This is a genomic window from Mesorhizobium sp. M0019 (genome assembly GCF_040323975.1).
In the GTDB taxonomy this organism is placed as follows: Bacteria; Pseudomonadota; Alphaproteobacteria; order Rhizobiales; family Rhizobiaceae; genus Mesorhizobium.
The window spans coordinates 21,428-38,872 of the sequence record NZ_JAMYVK010000024.1 but is presented as its reverse complement, the minus strand read 5'-3'; the positions used below and the strand labels follow the sequence as shown (position 1 = coordinate 38,872).

Annotated in this window: 13 protein-coding genes; 6 read left to right on the top strand and 7 right to left on the bottom strand. The window is 64.8% G+C overall.

Annotation, left to right across the window (positions count from 1 at the left end; genetic code table 11):
• The first annotated feature begins 63 nt into the window (after positions 1-63).
• The 4 genes from hrpB (at position 64) to nhaA (ending at position 6,009) form a co-directional block, all read left to right on the top strand.
• Positions 64-2,682: an ATP-dependent helicase HrpB gene (hrpB, locus tag NKK47_RS18310; protein WP_352577798.1), complete on the top strand. Its 2,619-nt coding sequence runs from the start codon at positions 64-66 to the stop codon at positions 2,680-2,682.
• Between the two features lie 89 nt (positions 2,683-2,771).
• The gene (locus NKK47_RS18305; protein ID WP_352448476.1) at positions 2,772-4,097 is read left to right on the top strand and encodes an ActS/PrrB/RegB family redox-sensitive histidine kinase; all 1,326 of its coding nucleotides are present in this window, start codon (positions 2,772-2,774) and stop codon (positions 4,095-4,097) included.
• Between the two features lie 63 nt (positions 4,098-4,160).
• Positions 4,161-4,724, top strand: a complete 564-nt coding sequence (locus NKK47_RS18300) for an ActR/PrrA/RegA family redox response regulator transcription factor (RefSeq protein WP_023676342.1) — start codon at positions 4,161-4,163, stop codon at positions 4,722-4,724.
• Positions 4,725-4,815: 91 nt separating this feature from the next.
• Positions 4,816-6,009, top strand: a complete 1,194-nt coding sequence (gene nhaA / locus NKK47_RS18295; RefSeq protein ID WP_352568332.1) for a Na+/H+ antiporter NhaA — start codon at positions 4,816-4,818, stop codon at positions 6,007-6,009.
• Between the two features lie 17 nt (positions 6,010-6,026).
• Here nhaA and NKK47_RS18290 read toward each other — a convergent pair whose 3' ends face one another.
• From NKK47_RS18290 to NKK47_RS18260, 7 genes are all read right to left on the bottom strand, one after another.
• The gene (locus tag NKK47_RS18290; protein ID WP_352568331.1) at positions 6,027-7,454 is read right to left on the bottom strand and encodes a gamma-aminobutyraldehyde dehydrogenase; all 1,428 of its coding nucleotides are present in this window, start codon (positions 7,452-7,454) and stop codon (positions 6,027-6,029) included.
• 25 nt (positions 7,455-7,479) lie between these two features.
• Positions 7,480-8,295, bottom strand: a complete 816-nt coding sequence (locus NKK47_RS18285) for an ABC transporter permease (RefSeq protein WP_023676345.1) — start codon at positions 8,293-8,295, stop codon at positions 7,480-7,482.
• Entirely contained in the window at positions 8,285-9,235 is a 951-nt protein-coding gene (locus NKK47_RS18280; RefSeq protein ID WP_023676346.1) for an ABC transporter permease, read from the bottom strand. The genes NKK47_RS18285 and NKK47_RS18280 overlap by 11 nt, the downstream gene beginning before the upstream one ends.
• Positions 9,236-9,249: 14 nt before the next feature.
• Positions 9,250-10,245: an ABC transporter ATP-binding protein gene (locus NKK47_RS18275; protein WP_352568330.1), complete on the bottom strand. Its 996-nt coding sequence runs from the start codon at positions 10,243-10,245 to the stop codon at positions 9,250-9,252.
• Between the two features lie 188 nt (positions 10,246-10,433).
• On the bottom strand, positions 10,434-11,588 hold the full coding sequence (locus NKK47_RS18270) for an ABC transporter substrate-binding protein (protein WP_023676348.1): 1,155 nt from the start codon (positions 11,586-11,588) through the stop codon (positions 10,434-10,436).
• Between the two features lie 304 nt (positions 11,589-11,892).
• Positions 11,893-12,819 (bottom strand): LysR family transcriptional regulator, encoded by a 927-nt coding sequence (locus tag NKK47_RS18265; protein WP_023676350.1) that lies wholly within the window; start codon positions 12,817-12,819, stop codon positions 11,893-11,895.
• A gap of 78 nt (positions 12,820-12,897) precedes the next feature.
• Positions 12,898-13,674: a DeoR/GlpR family DNA-binding transcription regulator gene (locus NKK47_RS18260; RefSeq protein ID WP_023676351.1), complete on the bottom strand. Its 777-nt coding sequence runs from the start codon at positions 13,672-13,674 to the stop codon at positions 12,898-12,900.
• A 435-nt stretch (positions 13,675-14,109) separates the two neighbouring features.
• Here NKK47_RS18260 and NKK47_RS18255 point away from each other — a divergent pair, with 435 nt between their 5' ends.
• Together NKK47_RS18255 and NKK47_RS18250 are read left to right on the top strand one after the other, a co-directional pair.
• Positions 14,110-14,994, top strand: a complete 885-nt coding sequence (locus tag NKK47_RS18255) for a phosphotransferase family protein (RefSeq protein ID WP_023676353.1) — start codon at positions 14,110-14,112, stop codon at positions 14,992-14,994.
• Positions 14,991-17,444, top strand: coding sequence for a GcvT family protein (locus NKK47_RS18250; protein ID WP_352577797.1), 2,454 nt, complete (start codon positions 14,991-14,993; stop codon positions 17,442-17,444). The genes NKK47_RS18255 and NKK47_RS18250 overlap by 4 nt, the downstream gene beginning before the upstream one ends.
• Position 17,445: the final 1 nt, after the last annotated feature.

Sequence of the window (17,445 nt, the reverse complement as noted above, 5' to 3'; positions counted from 1 at the left end):
GTTGCGCCGCGACCGCCACCGCTGATATGCGGTCGCTGCCAACTGGCTGCACAGCATAGCACAATGACGACAAAACCCTTGCCGGACCTGCCGGTCTCCGTTGTCTTGCCGGCGCTCAATGAAACGCTGAGCCATGGTAACAGCGCCGTGCTGGTGGCGCCGCCCGGTGCCGGCAAGACGACGCTGGTTCCACTGGCGCTGCTCGACGCTGAATGGCTCGGCGGCGGAAAGATCATCCTGCTCGAGCCTCGCCGCCTCGCCGCCCGCGCTGCCGCCCGCCGCATGGCCGAATTGCTCGGCCAAGAGCCCGGCGAAACCGTCGGCTATGCCATGCGCATGGAAAACCGCAGTTCCGCAAAGACCAGGATTCTCGTCGTCACCGAAGGCGTGCTGTCCCGCATGATCCTCGACGACCCGGAACTGCCTGGTGTCGCGGCGGTGCTATTCGACGAGTTCCACGAACGCTCGCTCGACGGCGATTTCGGGTTGGCGCTGGCGCTCGACGTGCAGGGTGCGCTGAGGCTCGAACTCAGATTGCTGGTGATGTCGGCAACGCTCGACGGCGCGCGTGTCGCAAAATTGCTGTCCGGCGCGCCGGTGATCGAGAGCGCAGGCCGCGCCTTCCCGGTCGACATCCGCTATGACGAGCGGCCGGCCGGCGTCACCATCGAGGACGCCATGGCCAAGGCGATCCGCTCGGCGCTTGCCGGGGAGGAGGGCAGCGTGCTCGCTTTCCTGCCCGGCCAGCGCGAGATCGAGCGCACCGCCGAGCGGCTGGCGGGCAAGGTCGGCGCCGATACCGACATCGTGCCGCTCTATGGTATGCTCGACAACAAGGCGCAGGACGCGGCGATCAAGCCGGCGCCGCTCGGCCGCCGCAAGGTCGTGCTGGCGACGTCGATCGCCGAAACCTCCATCACCATCGACGGCGTGCGCGTCGTCATCGATTCCGGCCTGTCGCGGCTGCCGCGCTATGAGCCAGCGAGCGGCCTGACGCGGCTGGAGACGGTACGTGCTTCCCGCGCTTCCGCCGACCAGCGCGCCGGCCGTGCCGGGCGCACGCAGCCGGGCGTCGCCATCCGGTTGTGGCGGGCCGAGCAGACGGCGGCCCTGCCGGCCTTCACGCCGCCGGAAATCCTCGAGGCCGATCTTTCCGGCCTGTTGCTCGATAGCGCGGCGTTCGGCGTCGCCGATCCGACCAGCCTGTCCTTCCTCGACCCCCCGCCGGCTTCGGCGCTCACCGAGGCGAGGGTACTGCTACGTGCGCTCGATGCTGTCGATGCGGCAGGACGCCTGACGGATGCCGGTGCCGCGATGCGCAGGCTGGCGCTACCGGTGCGGCTCGCCCACATGGTCGCCGAGGCGGCAAGGACCGGAGAGGCGCTCGAGGCGGCGATGCTCGCCGTATTATTGACCGAGCGTGGCCTTGGCGGCGATGGTGCCGATCTCGAACGGCGGCTGCTGCGCTTTCGCGCCGAAAGATCGCCGCGCGCCACCGCCGCCCGGCAGCTGGCTGAGAGGCTGGCAAAGCAGGCTTCACCCTCCCCCTTGAGGGGAGGGTCGGCGAGCGAGCCGAGCGCAGCGAGACGAGGGAGACGGGGCGGGGTCGTCGATGGCGTGCCCGAACCGACCCCACCCCGATCCGCCACGCGGATCGACGCGCCGGGGCGAGCCACGGGTCTCGCCCGTCCTTCCGACCCCCTCAAGGGGGAGGGCAGCACAGCCGGCGCTCTCCTCATCCATGCCTGGCCGGATCGGGTCGCCAAAGCGCGCGGCGAGCGTGGCCGCTTCGTGCTTGCCAACGGCTCGGGCGCCATGCTCGACCCCTCCGATCCGCTGGCCGGCGAGACCTGGCTCGTCGTCGCCGACCTGCAGGGCAAGGCGCAGAACGCCCGCATCACCGCAGCGGCAGCCATCGATGAGGCCGACATCCGCACTGCCCTGGCGGAAAAGATCGAGACCCGCCGCGAGGTGAGCTTCGACCGCGACAGGCGCGCGGTGCGGGTGCGCGAAACGGTTCGCCTCGGCGCCATCACGCTGTCCGAACGCATGCTGCCGGCGCCGACCGGTGCCGACGCGGATCGCGCCATCCTCGACGCCTTGCGCGAACACGGCCTAGCCCTGTTGCCGTGGAACAGGGAGGCGGAGACGTTGCGGCAGCGGCTCGGCTGGCTGCATCGCGGCCTCGGCGCGCCATGGCCCGATGTCTCCGACGCCGCGCTCGTCGAGCGCCTCGACGACTGGCTGCTGCCGTTCCTTTCCGGCGCGGCATCCTTTGCGGCAATCGATCCCAGCGTGCTTTCGCAAGGCCTGATGACGCTGGTGCCGCACGAATTGCAGCGCAAGATCGACACATTGGCGCCGACCCATTTCGACGCGCCGTCGGGCAGCCGGCTGCCGATCCGCTATGACGGCGAATGGCCGGTGCTGGCGATCCGCGTGCAGGAACTGTTCGGCTTCGACCGGCATCCGGCGATCGCCAACGGCACTGTGCCGCTGACGCTCGAATTGCTGTCGCCGGCTCACCGGCCGATCCAGACGACGCGCGACCTGCCCGGCTTCTGGCGCGGCTCCTGGGCCGATGTGCGGGCAGAGATGCGCGGCCGCTATCCCAGGCATGTCTGGCCGGAGAACCCGCTTCTCGCCGCCGCCACCAGCCGCGCCAAGCCGCGCGGTACCTGATGCTTCCAGACTGTCATTCCGAACCGAGGGCCGGCTTCGGCGGTTTTCGGAAAAGACCTCCGGCTGTTTCCCCTCTATAATCACTTGCCATGATAAACATCCTGCACGCACCCGACTTCCAGCAAAGCCAGCGGCTGCGCCTCAACACGCTGATCAGGTTGCGCTGGCTTGCCATCGTCGGCCAGAGCCTGACCGTGCTTGTCGTCGCTTACGGGCTGAAATTTCCGCTGCCGGTCAGCATGTGTTTTGCGCTGATCGCCTGTTCGGCCTGGATGAACCTTTTGCTGACCTTCCGCTATCCGGCGGCGCATCGGCTTACCCCGTTCTCGGCCTTCGCCATCCTGACCTTCGACAGCCTGCAGCTTGCCGGCCTGCTCTACATGACCGGCGGACTCACCAATCCGTTTTCGCTGCTGATGACCGTGCCCGTCGTCGTCTCGGCGACGTCGCTGCCGCTGCGGCTGACCGCCATGCTCGGCGCGCTGGTGATCGTGGCGGCGACGCTGCTGGTCTTTTACCACCTGCCGCTGCCATGGCATGAGGGCGCGCCATTGGCGATGCCGTTCATCTATGTCGCAGGCATGTGGATGGCGGTGTTCTGCTCCATCGCCTTTACCGCGATCTATGCCTTCCGGGTGGCCGAGGAGGCGCGGCTGCTTGCCAACGCGCTTGCCGCCACGGAATTGGTGTTGCAGCGAGAGCAGCATCTCTCTGCCCTCGACGGCCTCGCCGCGGCCGCCGCGCACGAGCTCGGCACACCGCTCGCCACCATCACACTGGTCGCCAAGGAAATGGAGAAGGCGCTTGGCGAAGATCCGAAATACGGCGAGGACGTGAAGCTGCTGCGTTCGCAGAGCGAGCGCTGCCGCGAAATCCTGAAGCGCCTGACCAGCCTGTCCTCCGAGAGCGAGGTGCACCTCTCGCGCCTGCCGCTGACCTCGCTGGTCGAGGAGGTGACGGCGCCGCACCGCGATTTCGGCATTTCGATCAAGCTTCGGCCGGGCGAGCGCATCGGCCCGGAACCGGTGGGCCGGCGCAATCCCGGCGTCATTTACGGCCTCGGCAATCTGGTCGAGAACGCGGTCGACTTCGCCCGCAACAGCGTGACAGTGCGCTGGAACTGGAATGAAGCCGCCGTCAGCTTCTCGATCATCGACGACGGGCCGGGCTTTCCACCGGAGATCATCGACCGTATCGGCGAACCCTATATGTCGACACGACAAGGCACCGAAGCCGGCGGCGGCCTCGGCCTCGGCCTATTCATCGCCAAGACCTTGCTCGAACGCTCCGGCGCGACGCTCGATTTCCGCAATTCAAGCGAGCCCGGCGAGGGCGCTATCGTGCAGATATCGTGGCCGCGCAGCGTCTTCCTCAATCCCGAGCAGGCTTCGGCCACCATGTTCGACACGGCCTAAATTGGACAATAGCGTTGCGAAACTATATTTGCGTAAAAATCAGGCAGCAGGATTTTCAGCACGATGAGTACTGACGAAACGATTGGCGCAATGGTCGAAGGCGAGGATACCTCGCTGCTGATCGTAGACGACGACAAGCCGTTCCTGACGCGGCTTGCCCGCGCCATGGAAACCAGGGGTTTCGTGGTCGAGACGGCGGAGAGCGTCGAGGAGGCGGTTGCCAAAGCGCGCGCCAATCCGCCGGCCTATGCGGTGGTCGACATGCGGCTGGCCGACGGCAACGGCCTCGACGTCGTCGCCGCGATTCGCGAGAAGCGCGACGATGCCCGCGCCATCATCCTCACCGGCTACGGCAACATCGCCACTGCGGTGACGGCGGTAAAGCTCGGCGCCATCGACTATCTGTCGAAGCCGGCCGATGCCGACGATATTTTTGCCGCCCTGACCCGCACCGCGGGCGAACGCGCAGCGCCGCCAGAAAATCCGATGTCGGCCGATCGCGTGCGCTGGGAACACATCCAGCGCGTCTACGAAATGTGCGACCGCAACGTCTCGGAAACCGCACGCCGCCTGAACATGCATCGCCGCACGCTGCAACGCATCCTCGCCAAGCGCGCGCCGCGCTAAAGGGCTCTCATTACAGGCTTGCCCGGCCAGCGCTGTTTGCGCATCATCGCTTGGCGGTGTCGGACCTTGCTACTGATACGACGGAGGCGACATGCAGGACGAAAAGCGGCTGGTCTCCATGCTGCGCGAATTCCTCGACAGCGAGGCGGCCGGCGGCCTCGTCCTGATGGCTGCGGCGGCCTTGGCCCTGATCGTCGCCAATTCGCCGCTGGGCGAGGCTTATTTCTCCGCCCTCCATGCCTATCTCGGACCGCTCAGCGTCTCGCACTGGATCAATGACGGCCTGATGGCGGTGTTCTTCCTGCTGGTCGGCCTCGAGATCAAGCGCGAAATGCTTGACGGCCAGCTGTCGACCTGGCCGCGCCGCGTGCTGCCCGGCATCGCCGCCGCCGGCGGCATGGCAGCGCCGGCACTGGTCTACGTCGCCATCAACCACAACAATCCAGCCGCTCTGTCTGGCTGGGCGATCCCAACCGCCACCGATATCGCCTTTGCGCTCGGCGTGCTGTCGCTGCTCGGCAGGCGCGTCCCGGGCTCGCTGAAGATATTCCTCACCGCGCTCGCCATCATCGACGATCTCGGCGCGGTGCTCATCATCGCGGTGTTCTATACCAGCGGCCTCTCGCTCGCCTATCTCGGCGCCGCCTTCGCCGTGATCGCGCTGCTGGTGGTGCTCAACCGCATGCGGGTGCTGACGCTGCTGCCGTACATCTTGCTCGGCATCGTTCTGTGGGTTTTGGTGCTCAAATCGGGCGTCCATGCGACGCTCGCCGGCGTCGCGCTGGCCCTCACCATACCGCTGAAGATATCGCCGGGCAGCGGCCATGATCTCGACCATTCGCCGCTGCACCGGCTCGAACACGGCCTGCACAAAGTCGTCGCCTTTTTCGTCATCCCGATTTTCGGCTTTGCCAACGCCGGCGTCTCGCTCGCCGGTCTCAGCGCTGCCGCCCTGGCCGAGCCGCTGACGCTCGGCGTCGCCGCCGGCCTCGTCTTGGGCAAGCTGGTCGGCGTGTTCGGGTCTTCCGCGCTTGCCATCCGGCTTGGCTTCGCCGATCTGCCGGCCAATGCCGGCTGGCTGCACATGGTCGGCATTTCGCTGCTCTGTGGCATCGGTTTTACCATGAGCCTGTTCATCGGCCTGCTCGCCTTCGCCAGCGACGCCGCCCTGCAGGACGCGGTCAAGGTCGGCATCCTCGCTGGCTCCTTTATCGCCGCGCTCCTAGGCGCCGCTGTGCTGCTGGTGGCGCCGGCCGGAGGCGAGGCGGAGGAGGCGGAAGAATAGGCGTCTCCTCGCGGGCGCTACCCGTGAGCGACCATGACGTGGCGGACGGCCGTATAGTCCTCCAGCGCGTAGAGCGACATGTCCTTGCCGTAGCCGGATTGTTTCAACCCGCCATGCGGCATCTCGTTGGTCAGCATGAAATGGGTATTGATCCAGGTGCAGCCATATTGCAGCCGGGCCGCCGTCGCCATGGCGCGCGAAACATCCTTGGTCCACACCGACGACGCCAGGCCATAGTCAGAGTCATTGGCCCAGTCCACCGCTTCGTCGACTTCGGAAAAGCGGGTGACCGAGACCACCGGACCGAACACTTCGCGGCGCACGATCTCGTCCTCCTGCAGCGCGCCGGCGACGACGGTCGGCTGGTAGAAGAAGCCGGAGCCCTCGCCCGGCTTGCCGCCCGTGGTGATCTCGATGTGCTTGAGCTCAGAGGCGCGCTCGACGAAGCTCGAGACGCGGTCGCGCTGGCGACGCGAGATCAGCGGGCCGATCTCGTTTTCGGTATCGTCAGGACGATCATACTTGATGGTCGAGACGGCAGCGGAGAGGTCGGCGACGAGCTTGTCGTAGATCTTCTTGCCAGCGTAGATGCGGCAGGCGGCGGTGCAGTCCTGGCCGGCATTGTAATAGCCGAAGGCGCGCAGGCCGTTGACCACCGCGCCGAGATCGGCGTCGTCGAAGACGATGACCGGCGCCTTGCCGCCGAGCTCGAGATGCGTGCGCTTGACCGATTTGGCGGCAGCCTGCAGCACCTTCTTGCCGGTGGCGACGTCGCCGGTGATCGAGATCATGTTGACCTTCGGGTGGTTGATCAGCGTGTTGCCGACGCTGTCGCCGCGACCGAGCACGACGTTGACGACGCCTTCCGGCAGGATCTCGGCAAGGATTTTCGCCAGCTTCAGCGCGGTCAGCGGCGTCTGTTCCGACGGCTTGAAGACGACGGTGTTGCCGCCGGCAATCGCCGGCGCCAGCTTCCAGGCCATCATCATCAGCGGATAGTTCCACGGCGCGATCGACGCGACAACGCCGATGGCGTCGCGGCGGACCATCGAGGTGTGGCCGGGAATGTATTCGCCTGCGACCTGGCCGGGCATCGAGCGGACCGCGCCGGCAAAGAAGCGGTAGCAGTCGACGATCGCCGGGATCTCGTCATTGAGCACGGCATTGATCGGCTTGCCACAGTTCAGCGCCTCGAGCGCCGCGAAATCCTGTGCAGCAGCCTCGATGCGATCGGCGATCTTCAGGAGATAGCCGGCGCGCTGCGCCGGTGTTGTGCGGGACCAGGTGACGAAGGCTTTTTCGGCAGCAAGCACGGCCGCCTCGATCTGCGCTGGGCTGGCCTCAGGCAGATTGAGGATGGTCGCCCCGGTCTTCGGGTTGAGGATCGGCTCCTCGGTCTCGGTGCCTTTTTCGAATTTCGAGCCGATCAGCATCTGCGTGTCCATGGAAGTCTCTCCCTTATGAACGAGATCATTTGCCCGAACCGGCGATCTGGTCGCCGTCGCGGGTCAGGTAATAGGCAGCGAGGATGGGGAGCAGCGTCACCAGCACTACCACCATCGCCACGACATTGGTGACCGGACGCTGGCGCGGACGGATCAATTCTTCGAGCATCCAGATCGGCACCGTCTGCTGCTGGCCGGCGGTGAAGGTGGTGACGATGACCTCGTCGAAGGACAGCGCAAAGGCAAGCATGCCGCCGGCCAGCAGCGCGGTTGCGATGTTGGGCAGCACGACATGCCGAAAGGTCTGGAAACCATCGGCGCCGAGATCCATCGACGCCTCGATCATCGAGCCGGACGTGCGGCGGAAACGGGCGACCGCATTGTTGTAGACGACGACCACGCAGAAAGTGGCGTGGCCGAGCACGATCGTCCAGAACGAGAACGGGATTTCGGCCAGCGCGAAGGCCGAGCGCAGCGCGATGCCGGTGATGATGCCGGGCAGCGCGATCGGCAGGATGACCAGCAGCGAGATGGTTTCGCGGCCGAAGAATTTTGTGCGGGACACGGCGGCTGCGCATAGCGTGCCGAGGATCAGAGCGATGGCAGTCGAGATCGCCGCGACCCGCACAGACAATGACAGCGCCTGCCAGACGTCGGGGCGGTTCCAGGTGACGGCGAACCATTGCGTGGTCAAGCCCGGCGGCGGCCAGACGAAGCTCTTCTCCTCGGTGGTGAAGGCATAGACGAAGATCAGCAGGATCGGCAGGTGCAGAAAGAGCAGGCCGCCGGTGGCAGCGAGCTTCAGGCCGATCGGCGCGGATGGGCCACGGTCAGAGCGCATCGAAAGCCCCCATGCGCTTGGCGCCCCAGAGATAGAAGCCCATGATAACGATGGGCACCACGGTAAAGGCGGCGGCGAGCGGGATGTTGCCGGCGGTGCCTTGCTGCGAATAGACGGCCTGGCCGATGAACAGCCGCGAGGTGCCGATGATCTGAGGAATGATGTAGTCGCCGAGCGTCAGCGAGAAGGTGAAGATCGAGCCGGCAACGATGCCGGGCAGCGCCAGTGGGAACAGCACGTTGCCGAAGGTCTGGCCGGGCGAGGCGCCGAGATCGGACGAAGCCTCGACCAAATTGCCCGGCACGCGCTCGAGTGCGGCCTGCACCGGCAGGATCATGAATGGCAGCCAGACATAGACGAAGACGATGAAGGTGCCGGTTGAGGAGACCGACAATGAGTTGCCGCCGACGATCGGCAGCGATAGCCAGGCATCAAGCAGCCAGAGAAGATGCAATTTGGCCAGCAGCCATGTCAGGATGCCTTCCTTGGCCAGGATCAGCTTCCAGGCATAGATCTTGACCAGGTAGCTCGACCACAGCGGCAGCATGACGCCGAGATAAAACAGCGCCTTCCAACGGCCGCGCGCATAGCGCGCCGCGTAATAGGCGATGGGAAAGGCGATGATCGCCGCAGCCAGCGTCACCAGCGCCGCCATCGTCACCGTGCGCAGGATGATGTCGAGATTGGCGGCCTGCAGCAGGTCGCCATAAGTCTTCAGCGTGAACTCGCGGTTAATGAGGCCGGAGAACTCATCGATCGAAAAGAAGCTCTGCAAAAGCAGCGCAAACAGCGAGCCGATATAGACGATGCCGAGCCAAAGAACCGGGGGTAGCAGCATCAGGAGCAGCAAGAATTGCGGCCGGCGCCAGAAGAGATCGGAGAGCCCGCCGCGTACGCCGCCACTACCCGGCAGGATGGCGGGGGCCGTGGCCCGCGGCATGGCAGCGTCCAGGCTCATCCTAGCTCGTCCATCAGATGCAAATGCTCGCGGTTGAAGGTGAGCACCACCGCCTCGCCTTCCCGGGGCAAGGCAGCACCCGCCGGCACGATGGCATGCAGCCGCAAGCCCTCTGCATCGAGCGCCAGTCTTGTCGTGGCGCCGAGATAGTTGGTCGAGACCAGGCGGGCGGCAACCCCTTCGCCGTTGGCCCGGCCAATACGGATGGATTCGGGCCGCAGGCTGCCCCAGCGATGCTGGCCGGCATAGCGCTGGACGAAATCCGGCGGCAGCACGTTGGACGAGCCGACGAAATCGGCGACGAAGCGGGTCTTGGGACGCTGGTAGATGTCTTCCGGCGTGCCGATCTGCATAATCTTGCCGTCATTGAAGACGGCGACGCGGTCGGCCATCGACAGCGCTTCGCCCTGGTCGTGGGTGACGAACACGAAGGTGATGCCGAGCGCCTTCTGCAGCGATTTCAACTCCTCCTGCATGTTTTCGCGAAGCTTGAGGTCGAGGGCGCCGAGCGGCTCGTCGAGCAACAGCACCTTGGGCTGGTTGACCAGCGCACGGGCGAGCGCGACGCGCTGGCGCTGGCCGCCGGAAAGCTGGCCAGGGCGACGGGCGCCGTAGCCGGGAAGCCGCACCAGCGCCAGCGCTTCTTCCGCCGCCTTTTGCCGCTCCGGTCTGCCGACGCCCTTGACCATCAGCCCATAGGCGACGTTGTCGAGCACGTTGAGATGCGGGAACAGCGCATAATCCTGGAACACGGTGTTGACGTTGCGGCGATAGGGCGGCACGCCCTCGGCGCGTTCGCCGAAGATCGCGATCGAGCCCGCCGTCGGCTGCTCGAAACCGGCGATGAGGCGCAGGCACGTCGTCTTGCCCGAGCCGGAAGGCCCGAGCATAGCGAAGAACTCGCCCGGCACGATGTCGAGATCGACCGCGTCGACGGCACGCACGCTGCCGAAATGGCGAGAGACGTTTTGGAAGGAAACGGCGGAGGTCATGGGGCTGTCCTGATCTGTCAGGCTCATCAAATTTCAGGCGGTAGCGCTGCCTCTCATCCGCCTGCCGGCACCTTCTCCTCGTATAGTGGACGGGGAGAAGGGAGGCGCTCCAACGCTGGCGACCCCCGTTCTTCACGGGGAGAGGGTAAGGGTGAGGGGCAGCGCCGAGCTTCGTAGGTGAGGCGAACTCACCGCCCGCCGATGACGCCGATATAGTCCGACACCCAGCGGTAATAGGGCACGCACTGGTCGTTCTGGGTGGCGCATTTCGAGACCGGCGTCTTCCAGAACTTGATCTTGTCGAAATTGTCGTACCCGTTGGTCTTGCAGCCTTCTTCGCCGAGCAGTTCGTTGCCCTTGCAGGCGGCGGGCACCACCGGCAGCGAGCCGAACCAGGCGGAGACGTCGCCCTGCACTTTTGGCGACAGCGAATGCTCCATCCACATGTAGGCGCAGTTCGGGTGGGCAGCATCGGCCTCCATCATCGTGGTATCGGCCCAGCCGGTGACGCCCTCCTCGGGGATAGTCGAGGCGACCGGCTTCTTGGCCGCGATCAGCGTGTTGACCTGGTAGGGCCAAGAACCGGAGGCGACGACGCCTTCGTTCTGGAAATCGTCGACCTGGATGGCGGCGTCGTGCCAATAGCGTCCGACCAGCGTACGCTGGACCCGCAACAGGTCGAGCGCCGCCTTGTACTGATCCTCGGTCAGTTCGTACGGATCCTTGATGCCGAGCTCCGGCTTGTGAGCCATCAGGTAATTGGCGGCGTCGGCGATGTGGATCGGCCCGTCATAGGCCTGGACGCGGCCCTTGTTCGACTTGCCGTCGGGAAGCTTCAATTCCTCGAAGACCACGTTCCAGCTCTTCGGCGCCTCCTTGAACACTTCGGTGTTGTACATCAGCACGTTCGGCCCCCACTGATAGGGGACGCCGTAATGGACTCCGCCGACGGTGAACCAGGGCGCATCCTTCAGCCGGTCGTCGACCGTCTTCCAGCTCGGGATGAGGTCGGTGTTGATCGGCTGGACGCGCTTGCCGGCGACCAGACGCAGCGAGGCATCGCCCGAGGCGGTGACCAGGTCGAAACCGCCCTCGTTCATCAGCGAGACCATCTCGTCGGAGGTGTTGGCGGTCTTGACGTTGACCTTGCAGCCGGTTTCCTTCTCGAAGGACGTGACCCAATCATAGCCCTTGTCGGTTTCGCCGCGCTCGATATAGCCCGGCCAGGCGACGATAGTGACCTCGCCTTCGCCTTTGCCGAGCTCCTTGACCTGGGCGATGGCCTGGCCGGAGAAGCTCAGCGCGACCGTCAAGGCAGTGCATGATTTCAGCAATGAATTCATCGTCGATCTCCCATTTTTGCATGACCTCGAAACCGGTTTCGGGTTTCGGAAGAAGATCATGCGCCCGTTCCAAAACGTTGGATGCGCGGCTCTGAAGGGCCGTGCTCCTCGCATCGGCCCGAAAATCGGAATCGATTTTCGGAAAGTCCGATGCGAAAACTAAAAGTCTTAGAGCGTACTATGTGCGTCCAATTGGACGCACGTCGCTCTAACGGCAGCTTTGTTCCCTGACCGAAAAGTGCTGCGAAATTTCCGGTTTCGCAAATTCATTTATCAGAAAGCCGATATCGGTTTTTCCGATATATCAGCGGCCGATCTTCTCAGGCCGTTGGCGCACCATGCGCTGCGACTGGGCAAGTCCGATGAAGTCACGAGCCGCCTGCGGCAGGCCGGAGCCGCGCCGCCAGACCATGCCGACCTGGACGACTGGTAACGACCCCGAAATATCGCGAGATTCGATGCGGTCGCCTTCCAGCGACCATGGCCGGTAGACGAGGTCGGGCAGCAGCGCCACGCCGGCGCCGGTAGCGACGAGGCTACGCACCGCTTCGACCGAGCGGGTGCGGAAGGCGACATGCGGCTTGGCGCCGATTGCCGTCAGCAGCTTTCCGGTATTCTCCTCGATCTCGTCGACGGTCAGCATGATCAGCGGTTCCGAGGCGATGTCGCCGATGCCGATGATGTCGGCACCGGCCAAGGGATGGCCGAGCGGCAGCCATAGCCGGTAGGCCGAGACTTCGAGGATTTCGGACTGCAGTGCCGTGCGGTCGCGCAGGTTCGAGGTGACCATGACGGCAATGTCGAGCTTGCCGCCAATTAACAGGTGCTCGAGATAGTCGCCATTGTCCTCGATCGCCGAGACCTCGACACCCGGATAGGCGCGGCGGTAGCGGGCAAGAAGATCGGAAAGCACATAGCCGGCGACCAGCGAGGTGACGCCAAGTTGCAGCCGCCCGCTTGCCGCGGCCTGTTCGCCGAAGAAGGCGCGGCGCGCATCGGAAACGTCGGCCAGGATCTTTCTCGCATGGCGCAGGAACTGGTGGCCTTTGTGGGTGATGTTCAAGCCGCGCGGGTGGCGCTCGAACAGCTCGACGCCGAGATCGTGCTCCAGCTCCTTGATCGCCTCGGTGACCGAGGATTGCGAGATCGACAGGTTCTGGGCGGCGCCCGACACTGTGCCCTGCTCGGCGACGGCGATGAAGAACTGCAATTGGCGGATGGTGAAAGCCATGGCCGGACTAAACACGGCAGAGGCGGCGCTGGGAAGTGGGTGCTGGCGCAGATCTCCCGATAGAGCTCACGATAGAGCTCAGCCCTCGCTTCCGCCATCGGCAATGCTGAGCCGTACGCCGGCCTGGGCAAGGGCGGCGGCGATGTCGTGCGGCGGCGGACGGTCGGTCGCGAGTTCGGAAAAGCCGCCGAAGCCGCAGACCTGAACAAGGCCCTGGCGGCCGAATTTGCTATGGTCGGTGACGACAAGCGAACGCTGGCCGCGCGACAGCACCATGCGGGCGAATTCGGCCTCTTCCAGATCATAGTCCATGACGCCGGTGACGGCATCGACCGCACCGGTCGATATCACTGCATGGCTGACGGAAAAGCGGCTGACGAATTCGATGGCCGAGACGCCAAAGGCAGCACCGGAATCGCTGCGCAGCTCGCCGCCGGCCATGTAGACCTTATTGCCGTTGACGGTGGCCAACGTGCGGGCGATGTCGGAGGAGTTGGTGACGACCGTCAGCCGCCGGTGGCCGAGCAGTTCCCGGGCCAGGAAAGACGTGGTGGTGCCGGTGTCGAGCATGATCGATTCGCCGTCGCGGATGGTGGCGGCGACCATGCGCGCTATTGCCCGCTTGGCATCGGCGTTCTCGCGCATGCGCCGCTCGAACGGCGCTTCGCCGGCAATCGACGGCAGGCCGACGGCGCCGTGCATCTTGAGGATGGAACCGTCGCTGGTCAGTGGCTTGACGTCGCGGCGTACTGTCTCCAGCGAGACGCCCAGCCGGTCGGCCAGGCTCGCAATGGTCACGGTGCCTTCCTCCTTGAGGAGGCGCAGGATTTCGCCATGCCGCTTCGAGTGGACCATCGGTTCCATCCGGTCGGATTGTTGCACCGCTGACCGCTTCTACGGCATAAATGCCACTAACTCCAAGGAATTTAGCAAAATTCGGGCAAAAAACCAGAAAATACCACAATTTCGCGTTGACAACGCCTCCAGCGTGGCGCGACATTATCGCTGTGACAGGCTCGGAACGGAGGACGACGGCTGAGCCGCACGAAAAATCGCTTGCCCGAACGCCCGGGAGATCGTCGGGTGCAAGGGTACCGAAATTCAGGATCCGCGGGGGCGGATGCCGGCGTCGAAGAACCCGGCACAAAGGGGCTCGTCGGTGCGGTGCGGGATACCGATCCCGAGATCTGCACCGACGAGATCTTCGCGTTGCCTCCATTCCTCCGTCCGATTGTCATCGCTGGCCAGCCGTGACATGCGTGGAAAATTGACCCAATGTTGGACGAGATCGTGACTGTCGAAGACCGCATCCGTGCGCTGCCTTGCTGGACCGGCAGCATCGACATCGCGCCGCTGCCGGGCGGGCTGAGCAATGCCAATTATCTGGTCAAGGACGCGGCCGGGCGGCACGTCGTGCGGCTCGGCCAGGACTATCCGTTCCACCATGTCTTTCGCGAGCGCGAGATGATGACGGCACGGGCAGCGCACGCGGCAGGCTTCGCTCCGGCCGTCCACTACACTGGACCCGGCGTCATGGTGACGGAGTATCTCGGCGCCAAGGCCTATGTCGCGCAGGACGTGCGCGCCGATCTCGGCCGCGTTGCCGCGTTGCTGCGCGGTTTCCACCGGGAGATGCCCGGTCATGTCTCCGGCGCCGGCTTCATGTTCTGGGTATTCCATGTCATTCGCGACTATGCGCGCACGCTGGAGGAAGGCCGCAGCCGCAAGCTGGGCGAACTGCCGCGCCTGCTGACGCTGGCGGACGAGCTCGAGCGCGCGCAAAAGCTGCTGCCGATCGTCTTCGGCCATAATGACCTCTTGCCGGCTAACATAATCGACGACGGTCACAGGCTGTGGCTCATCGATTTCGAATATGCAGGCTTCAACACCGCGATGTTCGACCTTGCCGGCGCGGCGTCGAATGCAGGCATGAGCGACGAGGAGTCCTTCGCCTTCCTGACCGCCTATTTCATGAAGGAGCCGGACCCGGCGATACGGCGCTCGCACGCCGCCATGCAATGCGCGTCGCTGCTGCGTGAGGCGATGTGGGGCATGGTTTCCGAGCTTTACCTCGACGCGCCTGGTGTCGACTACGCCGCCTACGCCGACGAAAACCTGGCGCGGCTCGAAGCCGCCCTGGAAAACTACAGGACAAAATACGGGACGCGGACATGACCTTGCCCGCCCAGGCCGGGATCGTCGTCATCGGCGGTGGCATCATCGGCTGTTCGACGGCCTATCATCTGGCGCGCGACCACAAGGCCGAAATCGTGCTGCTCGAACAGGGCAAACTGACCTCGGGTTCGACCTGGCATGCTGCCGGGCTGGTCGGCCAGCTACGCTCGTCGGCGTCGATCACGCGCGTGCTCAAATATTCGGTCGATCTCTACAAGGGGCTGGAAGCCGAAACCGGCCTCGCCACCGGCTGGAAGATGACTGGCTGCCTGCGCCTCGCCACCAATGCCGACCGCTGGACCGAGTATAAGCGGCTGGCAACGACGGCTAAGAGCTTCGGCATGGACATGCATCTGCTGTCGCCGGCCGAGGTCAAGGAAATGTGGCCGCTGCTGGAAGCCGGCGACCTCGTCGGCGCGTCCTGGCTGCCGACCGACGGTCAGGCAAGCCCTTCCGACATCACCCAGTCGCTGGCCAAGGGTGCGCGCATGCATGGCGCAAAATTGTTCGAGGAGGTGCGGGTCACCGGCTTCGAAATGAGAGACGGCCGCATCACCGCGGTAAAGACCAGCAAGGGCGATATCGCCTGCGACAAGGTGGTGAACTGCGCCGGGCAATGGGCGCGGCAGGTGGGTGCGCTCGCCGGCATAAACGTGCCGCTGCAGCCGGTGAAGCACCAGTACATCATCACCGAAAAGATCGATGGCCTGCCGACCGACGCGCCGACAATTCGCGACCCCGATCGCCGCACCTATTTCAAGGAGGAGGTCGGCGGGTTGGTGATGGGCGGCTACGAGCCGAACCCGCAGGCGTGGACGACCGGTCTGCCGGGCGGCGATGTGCCGGACGATTGGGCGTTCCGGCTGTTCGACGATGATTACGATCATTTCGAGCAGCATATGAGCCAGGCGATCGAGCGTGTCCCGGCGCTCGCCAATGCCGGCGTCAAGCAGATGATCAACGGGCCGGAGAGCTTTACGCCGGATGGCAATTTCATCCTCGGTGTGGCGCCGGAATGCGCCAATATGTTCGTCGGCGCCGGCTTCAATGCCTTCGGCATCGCGTCCGGCGGCGGCGCCGGCTGGGTGCTGGCGCAATGGGTCGTCGACGGCGAGGCGCCGCTCGATCTGTGGGTGGTCGACATCCGCCGCTTCTCCGATCTCCACCGCGACCGGCAATGGGTCCGCGACCGCACGCTGGAAGCCTATGGCAAGCACTACACGATCGGCTTCCCGCATGAGGAATATGTCAGCGGCCGGCCGCGCATCGTCTCGCCTTTGTACGAGCGGCTGCAAAAACATCGCGCCGTGTTCGGCTCGAAACTTGGCTGGGAGCGGCCGAACTGGTTCGCGCCGGAAGGCATCGAGCCGAAGGACGTCTATTCGATGGGCCGGCAGAACTGGTTCCCGGCGGTTGGCGACGAGCACCGCCACGTGCGCGAAAAGATCGGTATTTTCGACCAGTCGTCTTTCGCCAAATACGAAATGACCGGAGCCGACGCGCTGAAGGCGCTGGACTGGATCTGCGCCAACGACGTTGCCAAGCCGGTCGGCCGGCTGACCTACACGCAGCTCCTCAATACGCGCGGCGGCATCGAGGCCGATTTGACCGTGGCGAGGCTCGGTGAGGAAAAATTCTACGTGGTCACCGGCACCGGTTTCCGCACGCATGATTTCTCCTGGATTGCCGATCATATCGGCAGGGAGTTCGGCGTGATGCTGACCGACGTCACGGAGGATTTCGGCACATTGTCGCTGATGGGGCCGCGCGCCCGTGACGTGCTGTCAGCGGTGACCGATGCCGACGTCTCGAATGCCGCCTTTCCATTCGGCCATGTTCGCGAGATCGCCATTGCCGGCCACGCCATCCGGGCACTGCGCGTCACCTATGTCGGCGAACTCGGCTGGGAACTGCATGTGCCGATCGCGGCGACCGGCGAGGTCTTCGATGCGCTGATGGCGGCGGGCGAAATATTCGACATTCGGCCGGTCGGCTACCGGGCGCTGGAATCGCTGCGGCTGGAAAAAGGCTACCGCGCCTGGGGCGCCGACATCACGCCCAACGACACGCCGCAGGAGGCCGGCCTCGGCTGGGCGGTGAAGCTCAGGAAGAACACCGATTTCCTCGGCCGGCGGGCTCTGGAAAAGCTCGACGGCGCGGCGCTCGGGAAACGCTTTGCCGGCTTCACTGTCGATGATCCGGACGTCGTGCTGCTCGGGCGCGAGACCATCCTGCGCAACGGCGAGGCGGTCGGTTATCTCACCAGCGGCGGCTATGGCTACACCATCGGCAAGAACATCGGCTACGGCTATGTGCGCAATGCCGATGGCGTCAACGATGATTTCCTCACTTCCGGCAACTACGAGCTGGTGGTGGCAATGGAACGGACGCCGGCTAAGATACACCTCGAGCCGCTTTACGATCCGGCAGGAGCAAAGGTGAAGGCGTAGA